This window comes from Paraburkholderia kururiensis JCM 10599 = LMG 19447, assembly GCF_003986935.1.
Classification (GTDB): domain Bacteria; phylum Pseudomonadota; class Gammaproteobacteria; order Burkholderiales; family Burkholderiaceae; genus Paraburkholderia; species Paraburkholderia kururiensis.
The window spans coordinates 193,076-219,263 of sequence record NZ_RJZE01000009.1 but is presented as its reverse complement, the minus strand read 5'-3'; the positions used below and the strand labels follow the sequence as shown (position 1 = coordinate 219,263).

Genomic DNA, 26,188 nt, shown 5'->3' with positions numbered 1-26,188 from the left:
TTCAGGGAGTGCGGCGTCGACGGATTCGATCGGCCGCTTCTCATGGACGACGAACGAGCCGGGCGGGAATCGACATCGCGCCACGTGTTTCTTTCTGGAACGCGACCTGTTTGAGCCGCCCCGGAACGCGCTATTATTCGCGCCATCGCGATGCGCCCGCACGGCTAGAGGCGCGGCGAGCATCGGCGGCACAGGGGACCACTCATGGAAATCAGGGAAATCATGACCACACGCGTCGTGACGGTGAGCTTCGACGACACCCTCGCGACCGTCAAACACATCTTCGATTCGGCGAAGTTTCATCACGTGCTCGTGGTGGAAGACGGCGAATTGCAGGGCGTTGTCTCGGACCGCGACCTGCTGCGCGCGCTAAGCCCGTTCATCGACAGCGTGGTGGAGGCGCCGCGCGACGTGGCGACGCTGAACCGGCGCGTGCACCAGATCATGGGCCGCAAGCCCGTGACGCTGGGCCCGGACGCGGACGTTTCAGCGGCCGTCGAGATATTTCTCGAGAAGGGCGTGTCGTGCATTCCCATCGTGCGCGACGGCATGCGGCCCGTGGGAATCGTAAGCTGGCGCGACGTGCTGCGGGCGCTGGCGCCGCGCGCGGCGCAGTGAGAGCTCGCTGCCCGATATTCCCTCATCCGTTTCGAATTTTCAGACCCACGGAGTGTAGTCAGTGATTCAACCAGGCAACGTATTCAAGGACAACCTCGCCCGCCTGCCGGGCATTGAAGGCATCACGCGCATCGATCTGATCGACGGCAAGGGCGCGGTGGTGGCCAGCATCGACAACGTGCCCGGCAAGCAGGGATCGGTGGCCGTCTACCACTACCTGCAAACGGTGTTCGGCACGCTGGACGCCAGGGCCGCCGAGCACGGACTCGCCGTATTCGCCGAACACACCGAGGACGCACGCAAGCGGCCTGGGGCACATCCAAACGTGGACCGTTTGCTGGCGATCGTGGCGGGCGCGGAGCCGTTGAGTATCGGGGTGGTGAGAGGGGCGTGAGGTTCGAGCAGGCCTCACACGCGGCTGCCGTGCTTTCACGCGACCTTGCGTGATGCCGCTGCGCCGGCCGCTTCCCATCCCTCGCGTTATCGAGTCAGCACCGCTTCCACGGGCCGGCGGGGAGAAAACGGCAGCGTCGGCCCGTAGCCAAAGCGCAGGACGATGTCGGGGCGGCGCCCGGCCATCCCGACAAGAGCCGCCAACTCAGGACGGAACCGCGCCACTTCAACAGGTTGATTGATGAAGGCCACCTTGATGCCGAGGCTCGTCGCAGTCAATGCGAAGCGCTGGCAAGCGCGGCCCACCCTGATCCAATGCGCCTTGTCTTCGCGGTCGCCGGCAAACACGGCGACGCCGGCTGAAGAATCGACCTGACGTGCGTATTTGTCGCTTTCGCTGCGCGCGTTGAAGAACCGCTCGAACGCGAACCGTCCAATGGCGTCCGGCAGCGCCGTGTTGCCGCTTGCCGCCGAAAAAAGGCCATCGCCTGACGTCATGGCACTGCGTGGGTTGAACCGGATCCACCGCTTCAACTCCCGCATGAACGCCATGTCCGCCATTTGAGCGCTGTTGGCGGCAACCACGAGTTCCTTCATTCGGTCGATATCCATGCGATGGGTCAGGATAGCCAGATGAACGCTGGAGGTGTCGGCCGTTTGTTCCAGGAGCGCAAGGTGCGCGGCAGGAACGGAGCGTCGGTCGTATTCGGCGCGGGTGGATTGCCGTTTCGGAATGGCTGCGTAGAGCGGACTCGCGATCATCGGCCCCTTGACGAAGGCATAGCGTATGAGGTCTCCGTCCGGCGCGATCTGGAGTTCCCCGGGCCATCCCAGCGAGGTCGCCGCGATAGCGAGGTTTTCCGCCGCGCATCCGAGGCTCACGAACAGATGATGATCGTCGGGGTCGACCGCGGGCGTTCGGCGCGAAACATCCGGCGCAATCTCAATGAACCGGTCGCCGACGCGAAACCGCCAGGGCTGCGTGTTGTGGCTGTTGGCGGCAAGCGTGGCGTAGCGGATGACGTCGCGCATGTTGGGCGGCACAACGGGCGCTGCACGCAGGCGCCCTGCGTAGGCGTCGTAATCGGCCATCGATCCCGTGGACGACATCCACGCCGTCGCGCCGGCAGCCAGCATCAAGCCGCCCCCCGCGCCGAGGAAGAAAGTACGCCTGTTCATGTTCGCTTCCCCGTGCGTGGTGGTGACTGGTTCGTTCTGCGCTATCGGAACCTATTCGACGCCCGCGCTGCTGCTATTGATTTGTGTCAATCTGACCGAGTGTTTGTTTATCCGATGAAACGGATTTAAAGCGTTTTTTAAGCGCCTTCATTATTTCGATCACTGTACGCGGGCGCACGGAATACGACATATTTTTTCTTTAGCGTGCGTTCTGTAGCGCGTGGACGATATTCCCAATCATCCAGAGAGAGCTGCGATGAATGTGTCGAATGATGGAGCACCCTCCGGCGCGTTCGGGCCTATAAGCGCGCAGAGCGCTCGCGCGCTCGCCGTGTCGATGGACGAATCCGGGTTCGGCGTGCTGAACGACGTTGTGTCGGCGTCCGTACTGGCAAAGCTGCGCCGCACGGTATCCGAACTGATCGAACAGAACGGCTTCAAATACTTCGCCTTCAACGGCGCGGCGTGGTGCGTGAATACCTGCCTGGGCCCACTTTTCGACGACGTCGAACTGCTCGCCCTGGTACGCCAGCTTTATATGCTCAAGATGGGTGTGTCGCCGCCCAGCGACCGGATCTTGCCCGTCATGCGCGTACTGGCTGGTGAGCAGGGGCGGCGTCACTCGTGCAACTTTCACTACGACTCGTATGTCGTCTCGATCCTGCTGCCGGTATTGATTCCGTGCGACCCGGGCGAGCCGCCGGGCCATCTCGTGATGTTTCCGAACTTGCGCAATGCAAGGCGATCGTCGATGGTGAACATTCTCGAAAAGCTATTGATCGAAAAGCTGCTCGCGCCCGTGTGGCGTTTAGCGTTTGTCCAGAAATGGCTGTCGGCGAAGGTCGTCACGTTGACGCCGGGGAATCTGTACTTTTTCTGGGGTATGCGTTCGCTGCATGCGAACCAGGCCGGCGCGCCGTCCCGTGTCCGCTGCACCGTGCTGCTGCATTTCGGCGACCCGCACGAGCGCAGCATGTTCAAGGGCCTCAGCCACCGGTTGCACGTGATGCGCTTGCGGCGAATGACGCGCGGGTGACTTCGCATGCTGCGTTGCGCGCATCGACGAGCGCGCCACACCGGGATTCGCCACGTTAGCGCTTGTTGTCCGTCGGCTTCAAAACCGTCCGCATATATTCCGTCGCAAACTCGATAAACGCCCTCACGCGAAACGGCAGCCGGCGTTGCACCGGGAAAATGATCTGCGCGGGAAGAGGCTTCGCATGCCACTTCGGCAGAATTCGCACGAGTCGTCCCGAGAGCAGGTCTTCCTCAACAAGCCATTCCGGCAACACCGCGATGCCGAGTCCCATGCGCACCGATTCGCGAATGCTCGTTACGCCTTCTGTCACGAACACGGGCTCGATCTGTAGCGTGTGCGTCGCATTGCCCGAGTGCAGCGTGACGTCTCGCGAACCGCCGAACTGCCGGCTGGACAGCGCGATCCACGGCAGCTTGCCGAGCGATTCCGGCGTGCCGCGAATCTTGTGATCCTTCAGAAACGACGGCGACGCGACGACGTATCGCGCGATCTCGCCGAGCGAGCGGGCCACCACGCGATCGTCGGTCAGCGTGCCCGCCAGGATGCCTACGTCGCAGCCTTCCTCGATCATGTGCAGCGGCCGGTTCGAATAGCCCAGTTCGATGCGCACGCCTGGATGCGCCTGAATGAAGCTGCTGATGAGCCGGCTCACGGCGGACTGACCGAAGTCGATGGTCGAGAACATGTGGATATTGCCGCTCAATTCGCTCTGGTCGTTGCGCAGCCGCTGTTCGGATTCCTCTGCGAGCGCGAGTAGCGCCTGTGCGTCCGCGAGGAATTGATGCCCCATGTCGGTGAGACTCATGCGGTGCGTGTCACGGCGCAGCAGCGGTGCGCCGCACCGGTCTTCGAGCGCGCGCAACTGACGGCTCAGCGTGGGCTGACTCAGGTGTAGCTTGCGCGCCGCCGCGGAGATGCTGCCGCTCCCCACGATGGCGACGAAGGTTCGCAGCAGGGTAAGGTCGTTGAAGAGGGTCATACGCGTTGAGTATAAGCGATATGACGGCTATACGGCTTCCGTCGTAGGCAGGTCGGGACGATGATGAACCCATCGCGTCACTACCCACCCGAACGGAGAACCACCATGAGCACACAAATCAGCACCAACGCAGTCAAGCTTGCATCGAAGGTCGCAATTGTCACCGGCGCCTCGCGCGGCATCGGCGCAGCCATCGCGAAGCGCCTCGCCGCGGACGGCATCGCCGTCGTCGTGAATTACGCGGGCCGCGCGGCCGACGCACAAGCAGTTGTCGCCGAGATCGAAGCCGCAGGCGGTCGCGCTGCCGCCGTTCAAGCCGACGTGGCCGTGCCGGCCCAGGTTGCCGCGATGTTCGACCAGGCCATCACGTTGTTCGGCGGCGTCGATATCGTCGTGAACAACGCCGGCATCATGCAGCCGGGCCTCGTGCCGTTGGCCGATACCGACGACACGCTGTTCGACCGGCTCGTCGCCATCAACCTGAAGGGCACGTTCAACACGTTGCGCGTGGCCGCGAAGAAGCTGCGCAGCGGCGGGCGCATCGTCAATTTCGGCAGCAGCATCAAGGAACTCGCCACGCCGGGCTATTCCGTCTACGCCGCCACGAAAGCCGCGGTCGAAACGATGACGAACATCTTCGCGAAGGAATTGCGCGGCCGCAACATCACCGTGAATGCGGTCGCGCCCGGACCCACGGCCACCGAACTCTTTCTCAAGGACAAGACACCCGAGCAGGTCGAGCGGCTCGCGAAGATGCCGCCGCTCGAACGTCTGGGTCAACCCGAGGACATCTCGTCGGTGGTGGCGTTTCTCGTGAGCAGCGCGGCCGATTGGATCGACGGCCAAACGCTGCGTGTGAACGGCGGCATCGTTTAACGCCGAGCCACTTCCCTTCATTCGAACCCGTCGCAAATCAAAGGAGCCAACATGAAACACGTCATCGTCGTGACTGGCGCATCGAGCGGCTTTGGACGCCTGAGCGCCGAAGCGCTGGCAAGAGCCGGCCACATTGTCTACGCGTCGATGCGCGACACGGCGGGGCGCAACGCCCCCGTCGTCGGGCAGATGGCGCAGTTCTCGTCGGAGCACGGTGTCGATCTGCGCACTGTCGAACTCGACGTGCTTTCGCAGGCGTCCGTGGACGCGGGCATTGCGCAGGTGACTCGCGAGCAGGGCCGCATCGACGTCATCGTTCATAACGCGGGCCACATGGCCTTTGGACCCGCAGAGGCGTTCACGCCGGAGCAATACGCTGAGCTTTACGACATCAACGTGCTCGGTACGCAGCGCGTGAATCGAGCGGTGCTGCCGCAGATGCGCAAGCAGAAGCGCGGCCTGCTCGTATGGGTGTCGAGCAGCAGTTCGGCGGGCGGCACACCGCCGTATCTCGCGCCTTATTTCGCGGCGAAAGCGGCGATGGATTCGATCGCGGTTCAATACGCGCGCGAGCTATCGGGCTGGGGTATCGAGACTTCGATCGTGGTGCCGGGCGCTTTCACCTCCGGCACGAATCACTTCGCGCATGCCGGCCGTCCTGCCGACGAACAGGTGCTCGAGGCCTATGAGAGCGGACCGAACGCGGGGCTGGGCGAGCGTATCCAGAAGGCCTTCGCCGCGATCGTACCGCCGCACGCCGACGTGGCGCTCGTCGCTCAGGCATTGGTCGATATCGTGAACGCGCCGTTCGGTCAGCGGCCGTTCCGCGTGCACGTGGACCCGACGCAAGACGGCGCGGACGTAGGCTTCGCCGTGCTCGACCGGCTGAGGGCCGAGATGCTGCATCGCGTGGGCCTGTCGGAATTGCTGAGGCCGCGCCGCTATTGACGCTGTCCCTTCGTTCATTGCGCCTTTGTCCCACGCGGCGACTGGTTTATGCTCACGGCTCCCGTCACGATGCGATCGAATCGAGGAACGAATGGACCGGCTGACTGCCCTGGGAGTATTCGTCGCCGCGGTCGAGGAAGGCAGCCTTGCCGCGGCCGCGCGACGCTTTGGTTTATCCGCCGCGATGGCGGGCAAGTACGTGAGTGCCGTCGAGTCGGAACTCAACGCGAGGCTGCTCCACCGCACCACGCGCCGCCTGAGTCTCACTGATATCGGCGCGCGCTATTACGAGCGCTGCAAACAGATTCTGCACGCTTGGGACGAGGCCAACCGCGAAGCCAGCGACGCGCAAGGAACGACCCGCGGTGTGCTGCGTATTGCGGCCCCCGTCACGTTCGGCGCAATGCATCTTGGCAAGGTTCTGGCGCGCTATCTGGAAGCGCATGCGCACGTCAACGTCGAAGTGTCGTTGAGCGACCGTTATGTCGATCTGCTCGAAGCGGGCGTCGACGTGGCGATACGAATTGGACGCCTGCCCGATTCAGGACTTGTTGCGCGGCGCCTTGCGCCGTGCCGAATGGTGATCTGTGCGTCACCGGCGTATCTGGAGCGGTACGGTACGCCGCGTACGCCGCACGATCTGCGGCAGGCGCCGCGGCTCACGTTCAGCGAGGCCGTTTCCGTTGGAGACTGGACGCTGGTCGATGCGAAGGGCCGTGCGCACGTCATCGATGGCCCTTGCCGGATGGCGGCAAACAATACGCAGATGCTGCTTGATGCGGCGCTTGCAGGCGCAGGCATCGTCTACGGTCCGACATTCGTGTTCGGAGAGCAGATCGCGCAGGGGCACCTCGTCGCTTTGCTGCCCGAATACAGCACGTCCGAACTGGTGATTCAGGCGGTTTATCCGAGCGCGCGCCACATGCCGCTGAAGGTTCGAAGCCTGATCGATCATCTCGTGGCGGCATTCGGGGACGAACCGCCTTGGGACAGCGTCGCGCGGCCGCGCAAGAGCGGCACGAAGCGCTCGCGTGGCCGCGTTGATCGAGTTGACCCGTAGACGCACGAGCGGGCCTCGCGTGAAGACGCGTTGAATCGCCACGCTCACGGCTCGCGCCGTGAAGTCCAAGTCGCTGTTACCGCTCGCGAACGAATGCTTCAATCACGCTCGCAAGTTCATACGGTGCTTCGAGCGGTGACAGGTGCCCCGTGTCCGGCAATACATGCAGACGCGCGCCGCGAAGGCGAGGCAGCAATTCGTGCTGCAATGTCTCGACGCGATCCACCTGGTCGCGCTCGCCTGCAATCACGAGCACCGGCACGTCGATGGAAGCGACGTCGGCGGTGATGTCTTCCAGCATCGCGGCGTTGGGCCACGCGACCTTGGCCTGCGCCGCGCCGCGCAGGCTATCCGCAATGACCTGTTCGCGAAGCTCGGGCGCAAGCTGCTTCGCAGTCAGCACATGGTCCAGTACCCACTCGATCGATTCGCGTGAATCGTACGTGGCAGTCATCGCGGCGCGCTGTTCATCGGTAAGAGCCATGGGCGAAGGAGGGGACGGCGCGACCAGCACGAGCCCCAGCAGCCCCGCGGGCCGACGCGATGCCAGCAGTTGCGCGACCTTGCCGCCCATCGAATGACCGACCACGACATAACGCCGCACGTTCAGGGCTTCGATCACTTCCGCCGCATCGTCTGCCAGATCGGCAAGGGCGTAGCCGTGCGCCGGCGCGTCCGACTCACCCCAGCCGCGATGGTCCATTGCGATGATCCTGTAGCGGCTCTTGAGTTCGCTGGCGACGATATCCCACGTGCGCGACGAGCCGCCCCAATAGTGGAGAAACACGAGCGCGAAGTCGCCGTCTCCCTGTTGCCTTACGTGAATGGTCGTGCCGCTTGTCTGAATGTGCATGGCGATGCTCCCTTTCTTGATGTGCCAAACCGTGGACGCATCTTAGGTCGCGAGGCCCTGTTCGATAACCCGCGGTTCGTTATCGACAGCCGATCATGGGACGACAGGATCGAATCGACGCAGTGCGGGGCGCTATACTGGCGCGCTTTTCATCGATTTTGTCAGGTACCAAGGATTACATATGAGTACGTTACCGCCCTGTCCGAAATGCCATTCCGAATTCACGTATGAAGACGGGGGCGTCTACATCTGCCCGGAATGCGCACATGAATGGTCCGCAGAAGCGGCGGCGCCTACTGAAGCGGCCGCGCGCGTTTATCGGGATTCCGCAGGCAACGTCTTGCAGGACGGCGATACCGTCACCGTCATCAAAGACCTGAAGCTGAAGGGTTCCGGTGGCGTGATCAAGATGGGCACCAAGGTGAAGAATATCCGGCTCGTGGACAGCGACCACGATATCGATTGCAAGATCGATGGCTTTGGCGCAATGAGTCTGAAATCGGAATTCGTCAGGAAGGTGTGATGTGCGGCATGGCAACATTCGCCATGCCTTTCTCTACCGCGCGCGCTGATCGGTCAAGCCGAACGTCTGCGCGCGCGCACCATGGTGTGTCGTAACTTCGGCACCCGCCATCATCGGGGACGCTCTCAGAATCGGACCCGTCACGGCGTACAGCTTGTCCGCATCCGGCCCATACATGTACAGATAGCCGTCGTTGCCGTCGATGTGCAACTCGGTCTCGCCAAGCTCGCCTGCACCCGCACGCTTTATCGCCGTCGCGAGCCGATGTTCCAGCGCATGGAGTCGCGTGCGGTCCTTCGGGTAGTAATCGAAGTGGACCATCATGACGGGGCTTGGCGGCCTTGGCATTTGCTCCGCCGCCGCACTGCCCGTGAGTATGGCGAGGCACAGGAGCGTAGCGAGCGTTCTTCGTTTCGGTGCAGGAAGGTTGTCTCTCATTGCATGACCTCAGCGGCGGCGTCTCAGCGATCGGGACGCCAGGCTTCGAACGTGACCGGCTTTGCGCGATTCGCGCGCGTCATGTGGGTTTTGTCCGGCGTGTCGTTGAGCGGATCGGACGACGTGAAGATTTCACTGTCGAAGAACCACGCACGTTGCGTCGCGTCGTAGCGGAACGTGATGAAGTCGGTCCAGTGCGCGCCGCACGCCACGGCGTTCTGCACCGTGAAGTAGCGGCCTTTGACCGCGAGCTCATCGTAGCCGTCTTCGAACGGATCGCACTGGCCGCCTTCGTTGGCCCGCAATACGACCGTGTCGTTGCGCGCCGAGAGCCGGTACTGGCCGCCCGCCTGTTCCTCGAAGATGAAGAGCGGACGCGGTGAGGGCTTGTCTGTCGAGTCGTCGGGCCGGTGAGCCACGACGAGCAGGCTTTGCCGTCCGCCCTCGATGTGCGGACCCGCCTGATACACCATCGGCACGTAACCCTTGGGCAGTTGCGCGGCAACGGCGGCCGGCAAGCCGGCCGCATGCGCAACAGGCGCACTGAGGCTGACACATAGCCCCCACATAACGGCCGCTACTTTACGAAGCGCTAACGCGCTGTGACGCTCGATCATGGGCGTTCGTCTGTTCGTTGAATGTTGTTGGCGTGCCGGCTCGCGGCCCGCGCGGGGCGGTGGTCGCTTTCACGCGTGGTCCAGCGCGGCACCTGAGCGGCACCTGGGTGGCACCTGAGCGGCACCAGCGCGGATTGTCGATGATCCCGCCCGCGCCGTCCAACCCGCTATTCAACTTCACTCGACCCGCCATCCGTGCGATCCGTCTTTGCTATCACCCCATGCCGCTTCCGGATTGTTCGGCTATCACCGCTCGCCTATAGTGCTCTCCAGCATGGCCGCCAGTAATTCGGGCGCCTTCCCACGGCCGGCCAAAAAAAAGACAAACGAGACATCCGCGCACGTCCCACGTGCGGCCCTATTGGAGGAGCAATGAATCAGATCGACTTGAACGGCCGGGTCATGGTAATCACGGGCGGCGCGCGCGGCATCGGCTATGCCGTCGCAGAGCGCGCGCTGCGTTCGGGTGCGGCCGTCGCGCTGTGGGACATCGACGCCGATCGCCTCGAAAGCAGCCGGCGCGAACTCGCCGAACTGGGCACGGTATCGGCCGTCACGGTCGAACTCACGGACGAGCGCTCTGTCGACGCCGCAACGCAGCAGACGGTGCGGGACCACGGCGGTATTCACGTCCTCATCAACTGCGCGGGCATCACGGGCGGCAACGGCGTGACGTGGGAACTGGAGCCCGAGGTCTGGCGCCGCGTCATCGACGTGAATCTGATCGGACCATACCTGACCTGCCGCGCCGTGGTGCCCCACATGTTGAAAGAGGGCTATGGCCGCATCGTGAACATCGCGTCGGTGGCGGGCAAGGAAGGCAACCCGAACGCCTCGCACTACAGCGCCTCGAAGGCGGGGCTCATCGGGCTTACGAAGTCGCTCGGCAAGGAACTCGCTGCGAAGAACATTCTCGTGAACGCCGTCACGCCCGCGGCGGCGAAGACCGAGATCTTCAACTCGATGTCGCAGCAGCACATCGACTACATGCTCTCGAAGATCCCGATGAACCGCTTCCTGATGCCGGACGAGGCAGCCTCGCTGATCGTCTGGCTCTCCTCGGAAGACTGCGCGTTCAGCACGGGTTCCGTATTCGATCTGTCGGGTGGCCGCGCCACGTACTGACGGCCGCGTTGCGAATCAGACGTAGGGGAAACAAGATGAACCCGACGACTTCAATGCCGTCCGTGGATCGCATCGTGAGCAAGGCGATGCGCCGGCTGCTGCCGTTCCTGTTGCTCATGTACGTGCTCGCGTTTCTCGATCGCGCGAATATGGGCTTCGCGCAGAAGGCGTTGCAACACGACACGGGTCTTTCCGACGCGGCGTTCGCCTTCGGCGCGGGCGTGTTTTTCGCGGGCTATGCGTTGTTCGAGGTGCCAGGCAATCTGTTGCTGCATCGCGTGGGCGCGCGCGCATGGATGTGCCGCATCATGGTGACGTGGGGCCTCGTTTCGAGCGCGATGTGTTTCGCGAGCACGCCTACGTCGTTCTACGCGCTGCGCTTTCTGCTCGGCGTGGCCGAGGCGGGCTTCTTTCCCGGCATCATCTATTACCTCACGCACTGGTTTCCGCAGTCGGCGCGCGGCCGTGCCATCGGCGTCTTCTATTTCGGCGCACCGCTTGCGTTCATTTTCGGCAGCCCGCTCTCGGGGCTGTTGCTCGACATGCACGGCCTCGTCGGACTCGCGGGGTGGCAGTGGCTGTTCCTGATCGAAGGCGGCCTGGCCTCGGCTGTGGGCGTGTGGGCGTTCTGGTATCTCGACAACAAGCCCGCCAACGCGCGCTGGCTCGACGATGCCGAGCGCCGCGTGCTGACGGAGGCGGTGGAGCGCGATGCGCGCCATGCCGCCGCCCACGGCCCGCAGCAGGTGCTCGCTGCGTTGTTCAACGCACGCGTGCTGCTCTTCGCCGGCATCTATGCGCTGATCCAGGTGAGCGTGTATGGCGTGATCTTCTTTCTGCCACAACAGGTGGCGTCGTTGCTCGGTACGCGCGTGGGTCTGAAGGTTGGACTCGTCACGGCGGTGCCGTGGTTGTGCGCGCTCGCGGTGACGTGGATCGTGCCGCGCCATGCCGATCGTACGGGCTCGCACCGCGGGTGGGCCGTCGCGCTGCTCGTTCTTGCGGGGCTGGGCATTGCGCTCTCGGGCACGACGCACAACCCGTTGCTCGCACTGCTGGCGCTGTGCTGTGCCGCGAGCGGCTTTATCGCCGCGCAGCCGCTTTTCTGGACGTTTCCCACGCGCTATCTCACGGGCGTGGCTGCGGCGGGCGGCATCGCGCTCATCAATTCGCTGGGCAGCCTGGGTGGTTTCATCGCGCCCAGTCTGCGTGCGCTGGTCCAGAACCTTGCGGCAGCGGGTACGCCGGCGAGCGGCTCAGCCGCAGGCCTCGCCGTGCTCGGAGCGGCGAGCCTTGTCGCGGCGCTGCTGGTCGGCACGCTGGTGCCGCGCGAAGCCGGGCCCACACCCGATACCTTCGAGCCGCGCGCCCACCGCGCGCGCTGATCTCATCATCAAGCGAGTTCATCGAACAAGCTCATCAAGCAAAGGGAGCGACTACCCATGGCCATGCCCACCATCAAGCAGGTGCGTGCCTTCATCGTTCGCGGCGGCGGCGCAGACTATCACGACCAGGGCGACGGGCACTGGATAGACGACCACATCGCCACGCCGATGGCGCGCTATCCCGAATACCGGCAGAGCCGGCAGTCGTTCGGCATCAACGTGCTCGGCACGCTGGTGGTGGAGATCGAGGCGAGCGACGGCAGCGTCGGCTTCGGCGTGACGACGGGCGGTGAGATGGGCGCGTTCATCGTCGAAAAGCACCTCGCGCGTTTTCTGGAAGGCCAGCTTGTAACCGACATCGAGAAGATGTGGGATCAGATGTACTACGCCACGCTTTATTACGGCCGCAAGGGCGTGGTGCTCAACACGATTTCGGGCGTGGACCTCGCGCTGTGGGACCTGCTCGCGAAAATTCGCGAAGAGCCCGTGTATCAGCTGCTGGGCGGCCCCGTGCGCGACGAACTCGTGTTCTACGCCACGGGCGCGCGCCCGGATCTCGCGAAGCAGATGGGCTTCATCGGCGGCAAGCTGCCGTTGCAGCACTGCCCCGCGGAAGGCGAGGAGGGTTTGCGGCAGAACATCGAGAAGCTCGCGGACATGCGTAATCGCGTGGGCGACGATTTCTGGCTGATGTACGACTGCTGGATGAGCCTCGACGTGCGCTATGCCACGCGACTCGCGCAGGCCGCGCACGAGTACGGCCTCAAATGGATCGAGGAAGCGCTGCCACCCGACGACTACTGGGGCTACGCGGAGTTACGCCGCAACGTGCCGCGCGGCATGCTCGTGTCCACCGGCGAGCACGAGGCGACGCGCTGGGGCTTTCGTATGCTGCTGGAAATGGGCTGCTGCGACCTGATCCAGCCCGACGTGGGCTGGTGCGGCGGCATCACGGAACTCATCAAGATTTCGGCGCTGGCGGATGCGCACAACGTGATGGTGGTGCCGCATGGGTCGTCCGTGTACAGCTATCACTTCGTCGTGACGCGCCACAACTCGCCGTTCTCGGAGTTCCTGATGATGGCGCCGAAGGCCGACCAGGTGGTGCCGATGTTCACGCCGCTCCTGCTCGACGAACCTGTTCCCGTGAACGGCCGCATGAAGGTGCCCGATACGCCGGGGTTCGGCGTGCGGCTGAATCCGGAATGCGCGCTCGAACGGCCGCATACGCATTGACGGGTGTGTCGAAGTGCATTGCAATGAGGCCTTCAGATAGGGCCTGAAATGCCCATCCTCGCAAGGAGAACAATGTGCTGCTCAAGGACAAGGTGGTGATTGTCACCGGCGGTTCGCGCGGCATTGGCCGTGCGATTGCACTAGCGAGTGCGCGCGAAGGCGCCGATGTCGCGATCAACTACTGGGGTGACAACGACGCCTCGTACGGCCGCCGCACGGCCATCTCGGAAGTAGTGGCCGAGATCGAGAAGCTGGGCCGCCGCGCGATTGCCATCGAGGGTAACGTGGCCGCACCGCAGACAGGCATCGATCTGGTGCGTCACACCGTGGAATCGTTCGGCAAGGTGGACGTGCTCGCGAGCAACGCGGGCATCTGCCCGTTTCATGCGTTTCTCGACATGCCGCCTTCGGTGCTGGAACGCACCGTGGGCGTGAACCTGAACGGCGCGTTCTACGTGACCCAGGCCGTGGCGCGGCAGATGAAGGAGCAGGGCACGGGCGGCGCGATCGTGGCCACCAGTTCCATCAGTGCGCTCGTGGGCGGCGGCATGCAGACGCATTACACGCCCACCAAGGCCGGCGTGCATTCACTGATGCAGTCGTGCGCCATCGCGCTGGGTCCGTTCGGGATCCGATGCAATTCGGTGATGCCGGGCACCATCGCGACGGACCTCAACGCAGAAGATCTCGCCGACGATACGAAGCGCGCTTACTTCGAAAAGCGCATTCCGCTGGGCCGCCTGGGCACGCCGGAAGACGTGGCCGACTGCGTCGTGTTTCTCGCCTCCGACCGCGCGCGTTATGTGACCGGCGCCGCGTTGCTCGTGGACGGCGGCCTCTTCGTCAATCTTCAGTGAACCGGCAGCGAAGACGCGCCGGGCGCCGCAACGCCCTCATAGACGTGCCCGGCCGACGCACTGGAAGGGTCGCCCGTGCGTGCGTCGGCGAGCGGCTGCGAGAAGCGGCGCAGCAGGCTCACGAAGTGTTCGGCCGGTTCGGCGAGCGGCTCGTTCTTGCGTGTGAGCACGCCGAAGCCGGGCAGGCTCTTGCCGATTTCGAGCGGCAGCGCCACGAGCAGCTTGCCGCGCACGTGGTCGCGCACCACCGATTCCGGCAGCATCGCAACCGCATCGTATTTTTCGAGCAACTGGAGCGTGGCGAACACGGACGCACATTCGGTCAGATTCACCGGCGTAGCGAGCCCCGCGCGCGCAAGCTCTTCTTCGAACAGCACGCGTGCCGGACTCGTAATGGGCTGCGCGACCCAGGGCCAGTCCACCAGTTCGGGCAGCGTCACGCTCGTGCTGCGCGCCAGCGGATGACGTGCGCGCACCACGAGCAGCAGCGGTTCGCGTGCAAGCGGTTCGAAGTGGAAGTCGTTATGTTGCAGCGGCGTGGTGAGGCGCCCCAGCGCCAGATCCACTTCGCGACGATGCAGGAGCTGCACGAGCTGGTCGCTGGTTTCGCCGAGGATGCGCACGTTGAGCAACGGGCGTTCGGTCTTGAGCGCGGCCACGGCCATGGCGAGCACGTCGGGTGCGGCGCCCATGATGGCGCCTACCGTGAGTTGCCCGTGCCCGCCCTTGCGCTTCACGTCGAGGTCTTCGGCAAAGCGCGTGAGTTCCGCGAGCGCGCGACGCGCGTAGGCGAGGGTCACGGTGCCGAGCGTCGTCGGTTCGATGCCGCGCGCGCTGCGCTCGAAAAGGCGAAAGCCGAATGCCTCTTCGATGTCACTCAACATGCGGCTCGCGCTGGGCTGCGCGACGTTGACGGCCTCGGCGGCCTGATGGACGTTGCGTGCGTCGTCGAGCGCGACGAGCAGTGCAAGGTGTTTGAATTTGAGCCGGTTGACGAGCGCGACTGCCACTGCCTGAGGGTTCATGGCCATGTGCGATTCGGTTTGTGGATCGGCCGATCCCAACAACGGATTGGTTGGCTATCGGTGCACGAATTATAGTCGCTCAAAACACGGCGCCGGGCCCGCCAAAACCCGCACGTGAGGAGAAACAGAGCATGGAGACTATCGCCTTCCGGATGGTGCTCAACCCCGGTCAACGCGACGAATACGAGCGACGTCATCGCGAGATCTGGCCCGCGCTTGCCGACGCGCTGCGCGAAGCCGGCATCAGCGACTACTGGATTTTCTTCGACGAAAGCACCCACCATCTCTTCGCCGTGCTCAAGCGCCGCGCGGGCCACACCATGGAGCAGCTTCCGGAGCTCGCCATTATGCGCAAATGGTGGGATTACATGGCCGACATCATGCAGACCGCGCCCGACGGCGCGCCGCTGCAAACGTCGCTCGAACCGCTGTTCCACCTGCCCTGAACGGACCAAGGGAGAGCGCCATGCCGCAGACCTTGCAGGTTGTCGATCCGCACGTTCATTTCTGGGACATCGATACGCACCATTACCCGTGGCTCGCGAAACCGGGCGTTTCGTTCGTTGGCGACGCACGCGAGCTTGCGCACAACTATGTCGTAGCCGACCTCGTGCGTGATGCTGACGAGACAGGCAGCCTCGAAGTGCTGAAGGTCGTGCACGTCGAGGCGAATCACGACCCTGCGGATCCGGTGGAGGAAACGCGCTGGCTGCAATCGCTCGCCGACGATGCGCGCGAGCACGAGGGCCGTGCAGGCCGAGGCTGGCCCAACGGCATCGTGGCCGCGGCGGACCTGAGCCGCCCCGACGCGCCCGAGATTCTCGCCGCGCACGCCGCGTTCGCCAACACGCGCGGCATCCGCCAGATTCTCAACGTGCACGCGAACCCGCTCTACGACTATGTGGGGCGCCACTACCTGCGCGACGACACGTGGCGTCGTCACTTCGCGCTGCTAGCCAGACACAGGCTCTCGTTCGATCTGCAACTGTATCCGTCACAGATGGAAGAGGCTGCGGCGCTTGCGCGGGCGCATCCCGACATTCCGGTCATCGTGAATCACGCGGGCATGTTCGTGGACCGCAACAGCGTGGCCGGCTATCGCGCATGGCGTGAAGGCATGCGCGCGCTGGCTGCGTGCCCGAACGTGGCCGTGAAGATCAGCGGGCTCGCGATGTTCGATCACGAATGGACCGTGGAAAGCCTGCGCCCTTATGTGCTGCAAACGCTCGACACGTTCGGCGTGGAGCGCGCCATGTTTGCCTCGAATTTTCCGGTGGACCGGTTGTTCGGTTCGTATGGCGCGTTGTGGCGGGCATATGCGGACATCGTGAGCGGTGCCAGCGAAAGCGAGCGGGCCGCGCTCTTTCGCACCAATGCGGAAAAGATCTATCGGATTTGAGCAGCACGCCGAGGCCGCGCATAACACGAGAGCAACACGACGGCCCCAACATGGAGACACGGTTTGGAGACGAAAGGACATGACGGCCGCGTGCCGCGCCTCGAGCTACGCCAGGCGAGCAAGTCGTTCGGCCGCGTGCGCGCGCTGATCGACGGCAGCCTCGTGCTGTGGCCCGGCGAAGTGCACGCGTTGCTGGGCGAGAACGGGGCGGGCAAATCGACGCTCGTGAAAATTCTCGCGGGCGTGCACGAGCCCGATAGCGGTGAACTGCGCATGAACGGCACCGTGTGCCGCTTTGCGACACCCGGTGAAGCGCGCGACGCCGGCATCGCGGTGATCTATCAGGAACCCACACTATTTTTCGACCTCTCGATCGCCGAGAACATCTACATGGGGCGTCAACCCGTGGACCGGTTCGGGCGCATCGACTACGGCGCCATGCACCGCGAAGTGGATGCGCTGCTCGCTTCGCTCGGCGTCGAACTGACGGCTGAGCAGCTCGTACGCGGGCTTTCCATCGCGGACCAGCAGGTGGTGGAGATCGCCAAGGCGCTCTCGCTGAACGCGAGCGTGCTGATCATGGACGAACCTACTGCCGCGCTTTCGCTGCCGGAAGTCGAACGGCTCTTCGCCATCGTGCGCAAGCTGCGCGAGCGCGACGTGGCCGTTCTGTTCATTACGCACCGGCTCGAAGAGGTGTTCGCGCTCACGCAGCACGTCACCATCATGCGCGACGGCGAAAAGGTGTTCGACGCGCCCACCGGCGAGCTTTCCACGGGCGCGATCGTCGCGAAGATGGTGGGCCGCGATCTGGAAAGCTTCTATCCGAAGGCCGACGTGGCGCCTGGCGACGTGCTGCTCGCGGTGCGCGGCCTCACGCGCATCGGCGTGTTCAAGGACATTTCGTTCGAGGTGCGCGCGGGCGAGATCGTGGCCCTCGCGGGACTCGTGGGCGCGGGGCGCAGCGAGGTGGCGCGTGCCATCTTCGGCATCGACCCGCTCGATGCCGGCGAGATTCGCATTGCGGGCAAGCCGCTCGCGCCGGGGCGGCCGGCGGCGGCCGTCAAGGCGGGCCTCGCGCTCGTGCCCGAAGACCGCCGTCAGCAGGGGTTGGCGCTGGAACTCAGCATCGCGCGCAACGCGTCGATGACGGTGCTTGGTAGGCTCGTACGCCACGGTCTGATTTCGGCGGGCCGCGAAATGCAGCTCGCAAGCCAGTGGGGCAAGCGGCTGCAACTCAAGGCCGGCGACCTCAACGCACCAGTGGGCACGCTCTCGGGCGGCAACCAGCAGAAGGTGGTGCTCGGCAAATGGCTCGCTACGGGGCCGCGCGTGCTCATCATCGACGAACCCACGCGCGGCATCGACGTGGGCGCGAAGGCCGAGGTGTACGGCGCGCTCGCCGAACTCGTGCGCGAGGGCATGGCGGTGCTGATGATTTCGAGCGAGCTGCCCGAGGTGTTGGGCATGGCCGACCGTGTGCTCGTGATGCACGAAGGGCGCATCACGGCCGCCATCGCGCGGGCGGAAGCAACCGAAGAGCGGATCATGAGCGCGGCGCTGGGCGAGCGCGACATTCATCTGGGGCGGGCCGCATGATGCGCCATTCGACCACGCCCAGTCATTCGCTGCCGCATGCCGAGGGCGCGGCCAAGGTCGCTGCGATTGCCAGCCGCGGCGCGCCGGGCGGCATCGTCGGCGTGCTTGCGAAGAGCCGCGAAACCACACTTTTCATCGTGCTCGTGCTGCTGATCGTGGGCACGGCGCTCGCGCGGCCGCAGTTTCTCAATCTGCAGAATCTGCGCGACGTGCTGCTCAATGTTTCGATTGTGGCCTTGCTCACGGCGGGCATGACCGTGGTGATCCTGATGCGGCATATCGATCTCTCGGTGGGGTCGGTGGTCGGCATCAGCGCGTACGCCGTGGGCAGTCTGTACGTCGCGTTTCCGCACATGCCGGTGGTCGTTGCGCTCGCGGCGGGGATCGGCATCGGCTTCGTGGGCGGGGCGATCAATGCGCTGCTCGTCGCGGTGGGCCGCGTGCCGTCGCTCGTCGCCACGCTTTCCACGCTCTATATTTTTCGCGGCGCGGATTACGCGTGGGTGCACGGCGGACAGATCAATGCCACGAGCCTGCCGGACGCGTTTTCGCGGCTCGCCACGGGTGCCGTATTCGGATTGCCCACGCTGGTGCTGCTCTCCGCGTTCGTGTTGCTCGCGCTCGCCGTGTATCTCAAGCAGTTCCGCCCCGGCCGCGAGTACTACGCGATCGGCTCGAACCCCGAGGCCGCGCGCCTTGCCGGCGTGAACGTGGAGCGGCGCGTGATGACGGGCTTCCTGATCTCGGGAAGCATCGCGGGGCTCGCGGGCGCGCTGTGGCTCGCGCGCTTCGGCACCGTGGACGCGAGCACCGCGAAGGGCATCGAGCTTCAGGTCGTGGCGGCCGCCGTGGTGGGTAGCGTGGCGATTACGGGCGGCGTGGGCACGATACTCGGCGCCACGCTGGGCGCGCTCGTGCTGGGCGTGATCAGCATTGCGCTCGTCGTGCTGCACGTCTCGCCGTTCTGGGAGCAGGCCATTGAAGGCGCGTTGATTGTGGCCGCCATCGCCGCGGATACGCTGCTCGCCCGCTCCGTCGCCAAACGCATGATGAGGAAACGCGACCATGGCTAAGGCAGCGGTCAAGCCGGATTCCGGATTGCTCACGCGCAGCCGCACTGTTGCGCTTAGTTGGGAAATGCTGCTCGCGGTGATTCTCGTGCTTTGCCTCGTACTGGGGCGCGTGCTGTCGCCGGTATTTCTCTCCGGCGCGAATCTCGGCAATGTGCTGGCGGACCTCACCGAAGTCGCGCTGATGGCGCTGCCGATGACGCTCATCATCGTGGCCGCCGAGATCGACCTTTCCGTGGCGTCGGTACTCGGCGCATCGAGCGCATTGATGGGCGTGCTCTGGCACATGGGGTTGCCGATGCCGGCAGTGGTGGCGCTCGTCATCGTCTTCGGCGCGCTCGCGGGGCTCATCAACGGGCTCGTCATCGTGAAGCTCAACTTGCCTTCGCTTGCGGTGACGATCGGCACGCTCGCGCTCTTTCGGGGACTTGCCTACGTGCTGCTGGGCGACCAGGCGGTGGCCGATTTTCCGCAGGCATGGACGCTGTTCGGCATGAACACGTTGGGCGGCACGTTCGTTCCGCTGCCGTTTCTGATCGTGATCGCCGCGGCGGTGCTGTTCACCGTGCTGCTGCAGACCACCGCGTTTGGGCGCAGCCTCTTCGCCATCGGCGCGAATGCCACCGCAGCGGCGTTTTCGGGCATCGACGTCGCGAAGATCCGGCTGCGCCTCTTCGTGCTCTCGGGGGCCATGAGCGCGCTCGCGGGCATTGTCTACACGCTGCGCTTCACGAGCGCACGCGGCGACAACGGCGAAGGCTTCGAGCTTTCGGTGATCGCGGCCGTTCTCTTCGGCGGCGTCAGCATTTTCGGCGGACGCGGATCGATGTACGGCGTGCTGCTCTCGCTCCTGATCGTAGGCGTGCTGCGCAATGCGCTGACGCTCGTCGACGTATCGAGCGAAACGCTCACCATCGTCACGGGCGCGCTGCTGCTCGCATCGGTGCTCGTGCCAAATCTCGCGGCGCGTATGCGGGCGATGCGCGACAGGCGGTTGCTCGCGCGCTCGAACTGAAGTGCCCGCAGTGCGGGCGCAATACGCAGAGTCGATACATAGACTCAATGCGCAGCCGCAATACACAGCCGCAATACCGCGCACCGCACCAGAAACATCAACAACTCCGGACACCCGTCCGGTCAATAGAGGAGACGCTTCATGTCGAGATCATTACGTCAGGCCAGTGCCGCGCTGCTGTGCGCGGCGCTTCTCGGAACCAGCGCGCTGGCAAGCGCCGCCGGTATCAAGGATGGGCTCAAGATCGCGTTCGTTCCGAAGCAGATCAACAACCCGTACGAGGTCATTGCCGACGACGGCGGCATGGCCGCCATCAAGGAGTTCAAGGGCGACGGCAAGGTGGTGGGGCCGTCGGATGCCGGTGCTTCGTCGCAGGTGCAGTACATCAACACGCTCACCACGCAGCACCAGGACGCCATCGTGATCGCCGCCAACGACGCGAACGCGCTCGTGCCGTATCTGAAACGCGCCATGTCGCAAGGCATCAAGGTGGTCACGTTCGACTCGGACACGGCGCCCGAAGGCCGCACGCTGTTCGTGAACCAGGCGAACGCGGAGAGCATCGGGCGCGGGCAGATTCAACTCGTGGCGAAACTGATGGGCGGCGAGGGCGAGTTCGCGATTCTGTCGGCCACGCCGAACGCCACGAACCAGAACACGTGGATCAAGTGGATGCAGGAAGAACTGAAAAAGCCCGAGTACGCGAAGATGAAGCTCGTGAAGATCGCCTACGGTAACGACGACGACCAGAAGTCGTTCGTGGAAACGCAGGGGCTGCTGCAGGCGTACCCGAATCTCAAGGCGATCGTGGCGCCCACGTCGGTGGGCATTGCCGCGGCGGCGCGCTACATCTCCTCGTCGTCGAGCAAGGGCAAGGTGGCCGTGACGGGTCTCGGCACGCCGAACCAGATGCGCGCGTTCGTGAAGAACGGCACCGTGAAGGCGTTCCAGCTGTGGGATCCGGGCCAGCTCGGTTATCTCGCCGCCTATGCCGCAGCGAACCTGGCTTCGGGCACGATCACCGGCAAGGAAGGCGAATCGTTCGAGGCGGGCAAGCTCGGCAAGCGGACCATCGGCAAGAGCGGCGAAGTCATTCTCGGGCCGCCCACCACGTTCGACGCGGCCAATATCGACAACTTCAACTTCTGATCGCAGGGCTTCTCAGCGCGTGGCGGTTGCGGCCCCGCGGCCCCGCGGACACGCACTCGCCCCTCAATCCGCGCCGGCCGCTACTGCTGTCTTCATGCCGGCACGCCGGCGCAGGTCTTCCGTCGTTTCACTTGCACCGCCGGGCTTCCAGCCCGGCGGGCGCAGCAGATACGCCGCCGCCGTTCCCACATCCTTTGCCGACGCGATGTCGCGTGCGAGGCTCGCCCAATGTTCGAGTTCCACGACGAACGGGTTGTGCGAGCGCGTAGGCGTAACCAGCCCGTAGCGGCACGGTTCCTCGGCACGCTCCTCCACATAGGTGCCGAACAGGCGGTCGAACACCACGAGCACGCCGCCGTAGTTCGCATCCAGATAAGCCAGATTCGACGCGTGATGCACGCGATGCGCGGAAGGCGTGTTGAACACGTACTCGAGCCAGCCGAGCTTCGGTATCCACGTGGTGTGCAGCCAGAACTGATAGAGCAGGTTGAGCGTGAGCGTGGCCAGCACGACTTCGGGCCGCATGCCGAGCCAGACGAGCGGCGTGAAGAACAGCACGGCGCCGGTGAGTCTGCCTGTCCAGCCGAGCCGGAATGCGGTGGAGAGCGTGAGCTGGTTCGGCGAATGGTGCACCGCGTGCGTGGCCCAGAGGAAACGGATGCGGTGCGACGCGCGGTGATACCAGTAGTAGCAGAACTCCTGGACGAGGAAGAGCAGCGGTACCGCGACGACGCTGCTGAGCGCCAACGTGTGAATGCGGTAATGCCACACGACATTGAGAACGGCGGTGGTGAGCGGTAGCGGCAACAGCGCGATCAGCTTGCGGCCCACCAGGTCCGCGAGCGAGAGCATGAATTCGTGCCAGTCGAACGGCGTATCGGTGTGCCGGTTCCTGATGCTGAGTACGCCTGCTTCCACAAGCGATGCGCTGACGACGACCGCCGAAACGGCAAGGCCCAGGAGCGTGAATTGTTCGGTAGATAACATGATGTCGACCTGACGGACTGCGATAAAGCGATGTGGGGCGGCACGGGCAATGCCGGCTCGTGGACTCGCGCAGCGGCCGGTTGCTTCGTTGTGCACGGCACCGTTCGCGTTCCTTGAGCGGCAATGTAGCCATCGGCACGGTTAAAAACCATGCGAAAACTATGTCGCGGGGTGTCATGGCAGGGCGCGCGTTGGGTGGTAGTTTTCGGGTAACGCGAAAGGGCGATGGCGCGCCTCCGATGCCGCGCAGGCCAGGCGCGGCCGGCAGACCAGGGACAACCCTGATTCGTCAGGCCGGCGAGGCGTGCCGGCCGGTGTGCCCAATCGGACGCCGATCCGACAAATTCCGACATTGGCCCGCGTAGCGCCGCCCGCGCGGCCGTCCGGCGCCACGCTTCGCCCAGACCCGCCAAAGCCTTATCCGGCAAGCCTTTGCGCTTCACCGCACGGCTGTTCGCTTTGCGCATGTGTCGCATTTGCGCAAGCGTTTGTCGTAAATCGTCGGCCCACAGGGGTTTTTTCTGGCAACCATGTATGCACACTGTGAGCGGGCCGACGCCTGCCCGACGAGGAGATGAATTCAATGAATTCCCCAAAAGTCGTGGTCGAAGGGCTGTACAAGGTCTTCGGCAACAATCCGAAACTCGCGCTCGATATGCTGTCGGGCGGCGCAACGAAGGACGACATCTTCGCGAAGACCGGTCAGGTGGTCGGCGTGCAGGACGTGTCGTTCGAGGTGCCGGAAGGCGAGATTTTCGTGCTGATGGGCCTCTCGGGCTCCGGCAAATCCACGCTGATCCGTCTTATCAACCGACTCGTGGAGCCCACCGCGGGCAAGGTGCTGATCGACGGCCGCGACGTGGCCGCCGTGCGCCGTTCCGAACTCATCGCGCTGCGCCGCACCGACATGAGCATGGTGTTCCAGTCGTTCGCGCTCATGCCGCAGCGCACCGTGCTCGCCAACGCGTCGTTCGGTTTGGAAGTGGCCGGCGTGTCGCGCAAGGAACGCGACAGGCGCGCGCTCGAGGTGCTCGAGCAGGTGGGTCTCGCGGCGTTCGCCCAGAAGCTGCCCTCCGAACTGTCGGGCGGCATGCAGCAGCGCGTGGGTCTCGCCCGCGCGCTTGCCGTGAATCCGTCGCTCATGATCATGGACGAGGCGTTCTCCGCGCTCGATCCGCTCAAGCGCAAGGAAATGCAGAACGTGCTGCTGCAATTGCAGAAGGAGCAGCGCCGCACCATCCTGTTCGTTTCGCACGATCTCGAAGAGGCGCTGCGCATCGGCAACCGCATCGCCATCATGGAAGGCGGTCGCGTGGTGCAGATCGGCACGCCGCAGGAAATCATCAGCCAGCCCGCCGACGACTACGTCCGCGCGTTTTTCGAAGGCGTGGACACGAGCCGCTATCTCACGGCGGGCGATCTCATGCAGACCAACGCGGTGCCGCTCGTGCGCAATCTCGATGCGTCGAGCGTGGCCGAGTCGCTCAACGGCAGTGCGGACTACGCGTTCGTGCTCGACGAGGCGCGCAAGATTCGCGGCTTCGTTACGCGCGACGCGTTGGGCACCGCGACGCCTGCGCTGCGTCAGCTCGAACCCATTTCGCGCGGTGCATCGCTCGAACAGGTCGTGTCGCGCGTGTGCGCGAGCGCGACGGCGCTCCCCGTGGTCGACGACGAGGGCTGCTACTGCGGTTCCGTCAATCAATCCGTTGTGTTGAAGGTGCTCACGCGCAGCCGAGGTTCCCATGTCTGAGATCATTCCGCTTGGCCGGTGGGTGGACGACTCCGTCCACTATCTGCTCGACCACGACGCCAGCACGTTCGACGCCATCGGCAAGGGCATCGAGAGCTTCGCCGCGCTGATCGAACACGGCCTGCAAGCTGTGCCGATGTGGGCCATGATGGCCCTCTTCATCGGCATCGGCCTGTGGCGCGTGGGCTGGCGCTTTGCGATCTTCGTCACGCTCTCGCTGCTGCTCATCTATGCCACGGGCTTCTGGGACCAGACGGTAGTCACGCTTGGCCTCACGCTGTCGTCCACGCTCATCAGTCTCGTGTTCGGCATTCCGCTTGGCATCTGGACTGCGAAGAACCGGCACGTCGCCCTCGTGGTGCGTCCCGTGCTCGACCTGATGCAGACCATGCCGGCCTTCGTCTACCTGATTCCGGCTGCAATGTTGTTCGGTCTGGGCCGCGTGCCGGGCATTCTTTCCACGGTCATTTTCGCCATGCCGCCCGCGGTGCGCCTTACGAGCCTCGGCATTCGCCACGTGAATCGCGAAATCGTGGAAGCGGGCCAGGCGTTCGGCTGCACGCCGTGGCAGCTGCTCTACAAGGTGCAATTCCCGAGCGCGTTGCCCTCCATCATGCAGGGCGTCAACCAGACCATCATGATGGCGCTCTCCATGGTCATCATCGCCTCGATGGTGGGCGCGGGCGGCCTCGGCAACGACGTGCTCGCGAGTATTCAACGTCTCGATATCGGGCTCGGTTTCGAGAGCGGGCTCTCGGTGGTGCTGCTCGCCATCATTCTGGACCGCATCACGGAAAGCTTCGGTCGCACACCGGGTTCCGCACCCGCGCCGCGCTTCGCCGGCCTGCGCAACGTGATGCGCGTGCGCCGCGACCAGCCGATGGCCGCGCAGAGCTGAGGTTGGCGGCGGCAGTCGCCACACCTGCCTGACCTTCCGCACCTGCCATTTAGCAATAGAAGATCGTTCCAGCAGACAAGCGCGCCGCACGTTTCGTGCGGCGCGTGGCCCAACCCGTGCCTGTACTTGCATCAGGAGAGCGACGTGACGACCGCCGTGATGGAGCTGGCCACCCGTACTGCGCCGTTGTCGAGCGCTGCGCATTTTGGTTTTCTCACGCTGCCCAGCTTTTCCATGATCGCGTTCACGAGCGCCGTGGAAGTGCTTCGCATGGCGAACTACGTGAGCCGCGAGCAGCACTACCGCTGGTCCGTGATTACACCCGACGGCGTGCCGGTGCGCTCGAGCAACGGCATCAGCGTGCGGCCCACACGCACCATCGAAGAGACGGGTATGCCGGACGTGCTGATCGTCTGCGGCGGCACGCAGATCCGCAACGCGGTGAACACGAACGTGACCACGCTGCTGTGCGAAGTGGCGGCAAGCGACGTCCCGCTCGGCGGTTTCTGCACAGGTGCCTATGCACTGATGGCCGCGGGCCTGCTCGACGATTACCGCTGCACCGTGCACTGGGAAGACCTCTCGGCGCTGCACAAGGAATTTCCGCGCGTGCATTTCGCCGACGAACTCTTCGTGGTGGATCGCGACCGGCTCACCTGCACGGGCGGCACCGCGCCGCTCGATCTCATGTTGAACCTCGTGGAAGCGCGCCTCGGCCAGCGGCTTGCCGCGCAGGTGTCGGAGCAGTTCATCCTGGAGCGCATCCGCAGCGCGAGCGATCCGCAGCCCATTCCCGTCGATGCGCGCGTGGGCTTCTCGCGCGCCGAGCTGGTCGAAGTGGTGCGGCTCATGGAAGCCAACATCGAAGAGCCGCTTTCGCTCGAAGAGCTTGCGCGGCTCGTGCAGCTTTCCACGCGGCATCTGCAGCGCATGTTCAAGGTCTATCTGAACGTATCGCCCACGCATTACTACCTGTCGTTGCGCCTGAAACGCGCGCGCGATCTGCTGCGCACCACCGACGCCACCATTGCGCGCGTCACCACGGTGTGCGGCTTTCATTCGCCGTGCCACTTCAGCAAGGCCTATCGCGCGCAGTTCGGCCACGCGCCGAGCGCCGAACGGCGGCTCGCAAGCTGAAGCCCGAAGCAGCCTCAGGACGCCGATTCA

The 26,188-nt window shown here is 64.4% G+C and carries 27 protein-coding genes and 1 pseudogene; 21 read left to right on the top strand and 7 right to left on the bottom strand.

Translation table 11 applies throughout. The annotated features are described in order from the left end of the window. Nucleotides 1-204: 204 nt before the first annotated feature. Together PKKP23_RS13240 and PKKP23_RS13235 are read left to right on the top strand one after the other, a co-directional pair. Nucleotides 205-618 carry a CBS domain-containing protein gene (locus tag PKKP23_RS13240; RefSeq protein WP_017775545.1) on the top strand — a complete coding sequence of 138 codons (414 nt, stop codon included), beginning with the start codon at nucleotides 205-207 and terminating at the stop codon, nucleotides 616-618. A 61-nt stretch (nucleotides 619-679) separates the two neighbouring features. Then, entirely contained in the window at nucleotides 680-1,012 is a 333-nt protein-coding gene (locus PKKP23_RS13235) for a DUF2322 family protein (RefSeq protein ID WP_126877214.1), read from the top strand. An 86-nt stretch (nucleotides 1,013-1,098) separates the two neighbouring features. On the opposite strand, the gene PKKP23_RS13230 is transcribed toward PKKP23_RS13235, so the two are convergent. After that, the gene (locus tag PKKP23_RS13230) at nucleotides 1,099-2,103 is read right to left on the bottom strand and encodes an Acg family FMN-binding oxidoreductase (protein ID WP_240658979.1); all 1,005 of its coding nucleotides are present in this window, start codon (nucleotides 2,101-2,103) and stop codon (nucleotides 1,099-1,101) included. Between the two features lie 7 nt (nucleotides 2,104-2,110). Here PKKP23_RS13230 and PKKP23_RS34105 point away from each other — a divergent pair, with 7 nt between their 5' ends. Together PKKP23_RS34105 and PKKP23_RS13225 are read left to right on the top strand one after the other, a co-directional pair. Beyond that, nucleotides 2,111-2,308, top strand: coding sequence for a hypothetical protein (locus PKKP23_RS34105; RefSeq protein WP_168724562.1), 198 nt, complete (start codon nucleotides 2,111-2,113; stop codon nucleotides 2,306-2,308). A 138-nt stretch (nucleotides 2,309-2,446) separates the two neighbouring features. Continuing rightward, nucleotides 2,447-3,226, top strand: a complete 780-nt coding sequence (locus PKKP23_RS13225) for a hypothetical protein (protein ID WP_126877212.1) — start codon at nucleotides 2,447-2,449, stop codon at nucleotides 3,224-3,226. Between the two features lie 55 nt (nucleotides 3,227-3,281). On the opposite strand, the gene PKKP23_RS13220 is transcribed toward PKKP23_RS13225, so the two are convergent. Next, nucleotides 3,282-4,208: a LysR family transcriptional regulator gene (locus PKKP23_RS13220; RefSeq protein ID WP_126877211.1), complete on the bottom strand. Its 927-nt coding sequence runs from the start codon at nucleotides 4,206-4,208 to the stop codon at nucleotides 3,282-3,284. A gap of 105 nt (nucleotides 4,209-4,313) precedes the next feature. Between PKKP23_RS13220 and PKKP23_RS13215 the strand changes: the two genes are divergently transcribed. The 3 genes from PKKP23_RS13215 to PKKP23_RS13205 all read left to right on the top strand — a co-directional run bounded on the left by PKKP23_RS13215 (nucleotide 4,314) and on the right by PKKP23_RS13205 (nucleotide 7,092). Beyond that, the gene (locus PKKP23_RS13215) at nucleotides 4,314-5,084 is read left to right on the top strand and encodes an SDR family oxidoreductase (protein ID WP_126877210.1); all 771 of its coding nucleotides are present in this window, start codon (nucleotides 4,314-4,316) and stop codon (nucleotides 5,082-5,084) included. Between the two features lie 51 nt (nucleotides 5,085-5,135). Further along, nucleotides 5,136-6,032, top strand: coding sequence for an SDR family oxidoreductase (locus tag PKKP23_RS13210; protein ID WP_017775551.1), 897 nt, complete (start codon nucleotides 5,136-5,138; stop codon nucleotides 6,030-6,032). A 91-nt stretch (nucleotides 6,033-6,123) separates the two neighbouring features. Then, nucleotides 6,124-7,092 carry a LysR family transcriptional regulator gene (locus tag PKKP23_RS13205; protein ID WP_126877209.1) on the top strand — a complete coding sequence of 323 codons (969 nt, stop codon included), beginning with the start codon at nucleotides 6,124-6,126 and terminating at the stop codon, nucleotides 7,090-7,092. A gap of 76 nt (nucleotides 7,093-7,168) precedes the next feature. Here PKKP23_RS13205 and PKKP23_RS13200 read toward each other — a convergent pair whose 3' ends face one another. Continuing rightward, nucleotides 7,169-7,945, bottom strand: coding sequence for an alpha/beta fold hydrolase (locus tag PKKP23_RS13200; protein ID WP_126877208.1), 777 nt, complete (start codon nucleotides 7,943-7,945; stop codon nucleotides 7,169-7,171). A gap of 181 nt (nucleotides 7,946-8,126) precedes the next feature. Here PKKP23_RS13200 and PKKP23_RS13195 point away from each other — a divergent pair, with 181 nt between their 5' ends. Next, a complete protein-coding gene (locus PKKP23_RS13195) occupies nucleotides 8,127-8,468 on the top strand; it encodes a zinc ribbon domain-containing protein YjdM (RefSeq protein ID WP_017775554.1) in 342 nt (113 codons plus the stop codon). Nucleotides 8,469-8,501: 33 nt separating this feature from the next. Here the strand turns inward: PKKP23_RS13195 and PKKP23_RS13190 are convergent, their stop codons facing one another. Beyond that, nucleotides 8,502-8,816, bottom strand: coding sequence for a hypothetical protein (locus tag PKKP23_RS13190; RefSeq protein WP_240658977.1), 315 nt, complete (start codon nucleotides 8,814-8,816; stop codon nucleotides 8,502-8,504). 113 nt (nucleotides 8,817-8,929) lie between these two features. Next, a complete protein-coding gene (locus PKKP23_RS13185; RefSeq protein ID WP_168724567.1) occupies nucleotides 8,930-9,475 on the bottom strand; it encodes a hypothetical protein in 546 nt (181 codons plus the stop codon). Between the two features lie 420 nt (nucleotides 9,476-9,895). On the opposite strand from PKKP23_RS13185, the gene PKKP23_RS13180 reads away from it, so the two are divergent. From PKKP23_RS13180 to PKKP23_RS13165, 4 genes are all read left to right on the top strand, one after another. After that, nucleotides 9,896-10,648, top strand: coding sequence for an SDR family NAD(P)-dependent oxidoreductase (locus PKKP23_RS13180; protein ID WP_126877206.1), 753 nt, complete (start codon nucleotides 9,896-9,898; stop codon nucleotides 10,646-10,648). A 35-nt stretch (nucleotides 10,649-10,683) separates the two neighbouring features. Continuing rightward, nucleotides 10,684-12,033, top strand: a complete 1,350-nt coding sequence (locus PKKP23_RS13175) for an MFS transporter (RefSeq protein WP_176048965.1) — start codon at nucleotides 10,684-10,686, stop codon at nucleotides 12,031-12,033. Between the two features lie 57 nt (nucleotides 12,034-12,090). Next, a complete protein-coding gene (gene rhmD, locus PKKP23_RS13170; protein WP_126877205.1) occupies nucleotides 12,091-13,269 on the top strand; it encodes an L-rhamnonate dehydratase in 1,179 nt (392 codons plus the stop codon). A 74-nt stretch (nucleotides 13,270-13,343) separates the two neighbouring features. Next, a complete protein-coding gene (locus tag PKKP23_RS13165; RefSeq protein WP_126877204.1) occupies nucleotides 13,344-14,126 on the top strand; it encodes an L-rhamnose 1-dehydrogenase Lra1 in 783 nt (260 codons plus the stop codon). Here PKKP23_RS13165 and PKKP23_RS13160 read toward each other — a convergent pair. Further along, nucleotides 14,120-15,151, bottom strand: coding sequence for a LysR family transcriptional regulator (locus PKKP23_RS13160; protein ID WP_126877262.1), 1,032 nt, complete (start codon nucleotides 15,149-15,151; stop codon nucleotides 14,120-14,122). The two genes, PKKP23_RS13165 and PKKP23_RS13160, sit on opposite strands and share 7 nt — an antisense overlap. A gap of 131 nt (nucleotides 15,152-15,282) precedes the next feature. Between PKKP23_RS13160 and PKKP23_RS13155 the strand changes: the two genes are divergently transcribed. From PKKP23_RS13155 to rhaS, 6 genes are all read left to right on the top strand, one after another. Then, nucleotides 15,283-15,597: an L-rhamnose mutarotase gene (locus PKKP23_RS13155; RefSeq protein WP_126877203.1), complete on the top strand. Its 315-nt coding sequence runs from the start codon at nucleotides 15,283-15,285 to the stop codon at nucleotides 15,595-15,597. Between the two features lie 32 nt (nucleotides 15,598-15,629). Next, the gene (locus PKKP23_RS13150) at nucleotides 15,630-16,550 is read left to right on the top strand and encodes an amidohydrolase family protein (RefSeq protein WP_126877261.1); all 921 of its coding nucleotides are present in this window, start codon (nucleotides 15,630-15,632) and stop codon (nucleotides 16,548-16,550) included. Between the two features lie 63 nt (nucleotides 16,551-16,613). Then, a complete protein-coding gene (locus tag PKKP23_RS13145; RefSeq protein ID WP_420873221.1) occupies nucleotides 16,614-18,149 on the top strand; it encodes a sugar ABC transporter ATP-binding protein in 1,536 nt (511 codons plus the stop codon). Next, complete coding sequence (locus tag PKKP23_RS13140) at nucleotides 18,146-19,222, top strand: ABC transporter permease (RefSeq protein WP_126877202.1); 1,077 nt, start codon at nucleotides 18,146-18,148, stop codon at nucleotides 19,220-19,222. The genes PKKP23_RS13145 and PKKP23_RS13140 overlap by 4 nt, the downstream gene beginning before the upstream one ends. After that, on the top strand, nucleotides 19,215-20,234 hold the full coding sequence (locus PKKP23_RS13135) for an ABC transporter permease (protein WP_126877201.1): 1,020 nt from the start codon (nucleotides 19,215-19,217) through the stop codon (nucleotides 20,232-20,234). Before PKKP23_RS13140 ends, PKKP23_RS13135 begins: the two co-directional genes overlap by 8 nt. Before the next feature lie 141 nt (nucleotides 20,235-20,375). Next, nucleotides 20,376-21,383: a rhamnose ABC transporter substrate-binding protein gene (gene rhaS / locus PKKP23_RS13130; RefSeq protein WP_017775567.1), complete on the top strand. Its 1,008-nt coding sequence runs from the start codon at nucleotides 20,376-20,378 to the stop codon at nucleotides 21,381-21,383. 63 nt (nucleotides 21,384-21,446) lie between these two features. Here the strand turns inward: rhaS and PKKP23_RS13125 are convergent, their stop codons facing one another. Beyond that, a complete protein-coding gene (locus tag PKKP23_RS13125; protein ID WP_126877200.1) occupies nucleotides 21,447-22,370 on the bottom strand; it encodes a sterol desaturase family protein in 924 nt (307 codons plus the stop codon). Nucleotides 22,371-22,754: 384 nt separating this feature from the next. Here PKKP23_RS13125 and PKKP23_RS13120 point away from each other — a divergent pair. The 3 genes and pseudogenes from PKKP23_RS13120 to PKKP23_RS13110 all read left to right on the top strand — a co-directional run. Further along, nucleotides 22,755-24,123 (top strand): annotated as a pseudogene (locus tag PKKP23_RS13120) (quaternary amine ABC transporter ATP-binding protein); the annotation flags it as partial. Beyond that, nucleotides 24,116-25,021, top strand: coding sequence for a choline ABC transporter permease subunit (gene choW / locus PKKP23_RS13115; RefSeq protein WP_017775570.1), 906 nt, complete (start codon nucleotides 24,116-24,118; stop codon nucleotides 25,019-25,021). The pseudogene PKKP23_RS13120 and the gene choW, both read left to right, overlap by 8 nt. 159 nt (nucleotides 25,022-25,180) lie before the next feature. Beyond that, nucleotides 25,181-26,158, top strand: a complete 978-nt coding sequence (locus PKKP23_RS13110; protein WP_126877259.1) for a GlxA family transcriptional regulator — start codon at nucleotides 25,181-25,183, stop codon at nucleotides 26,156-26,158. Nucleotides 26,159-26,188 lie beyond the last annotated feature (30 nt).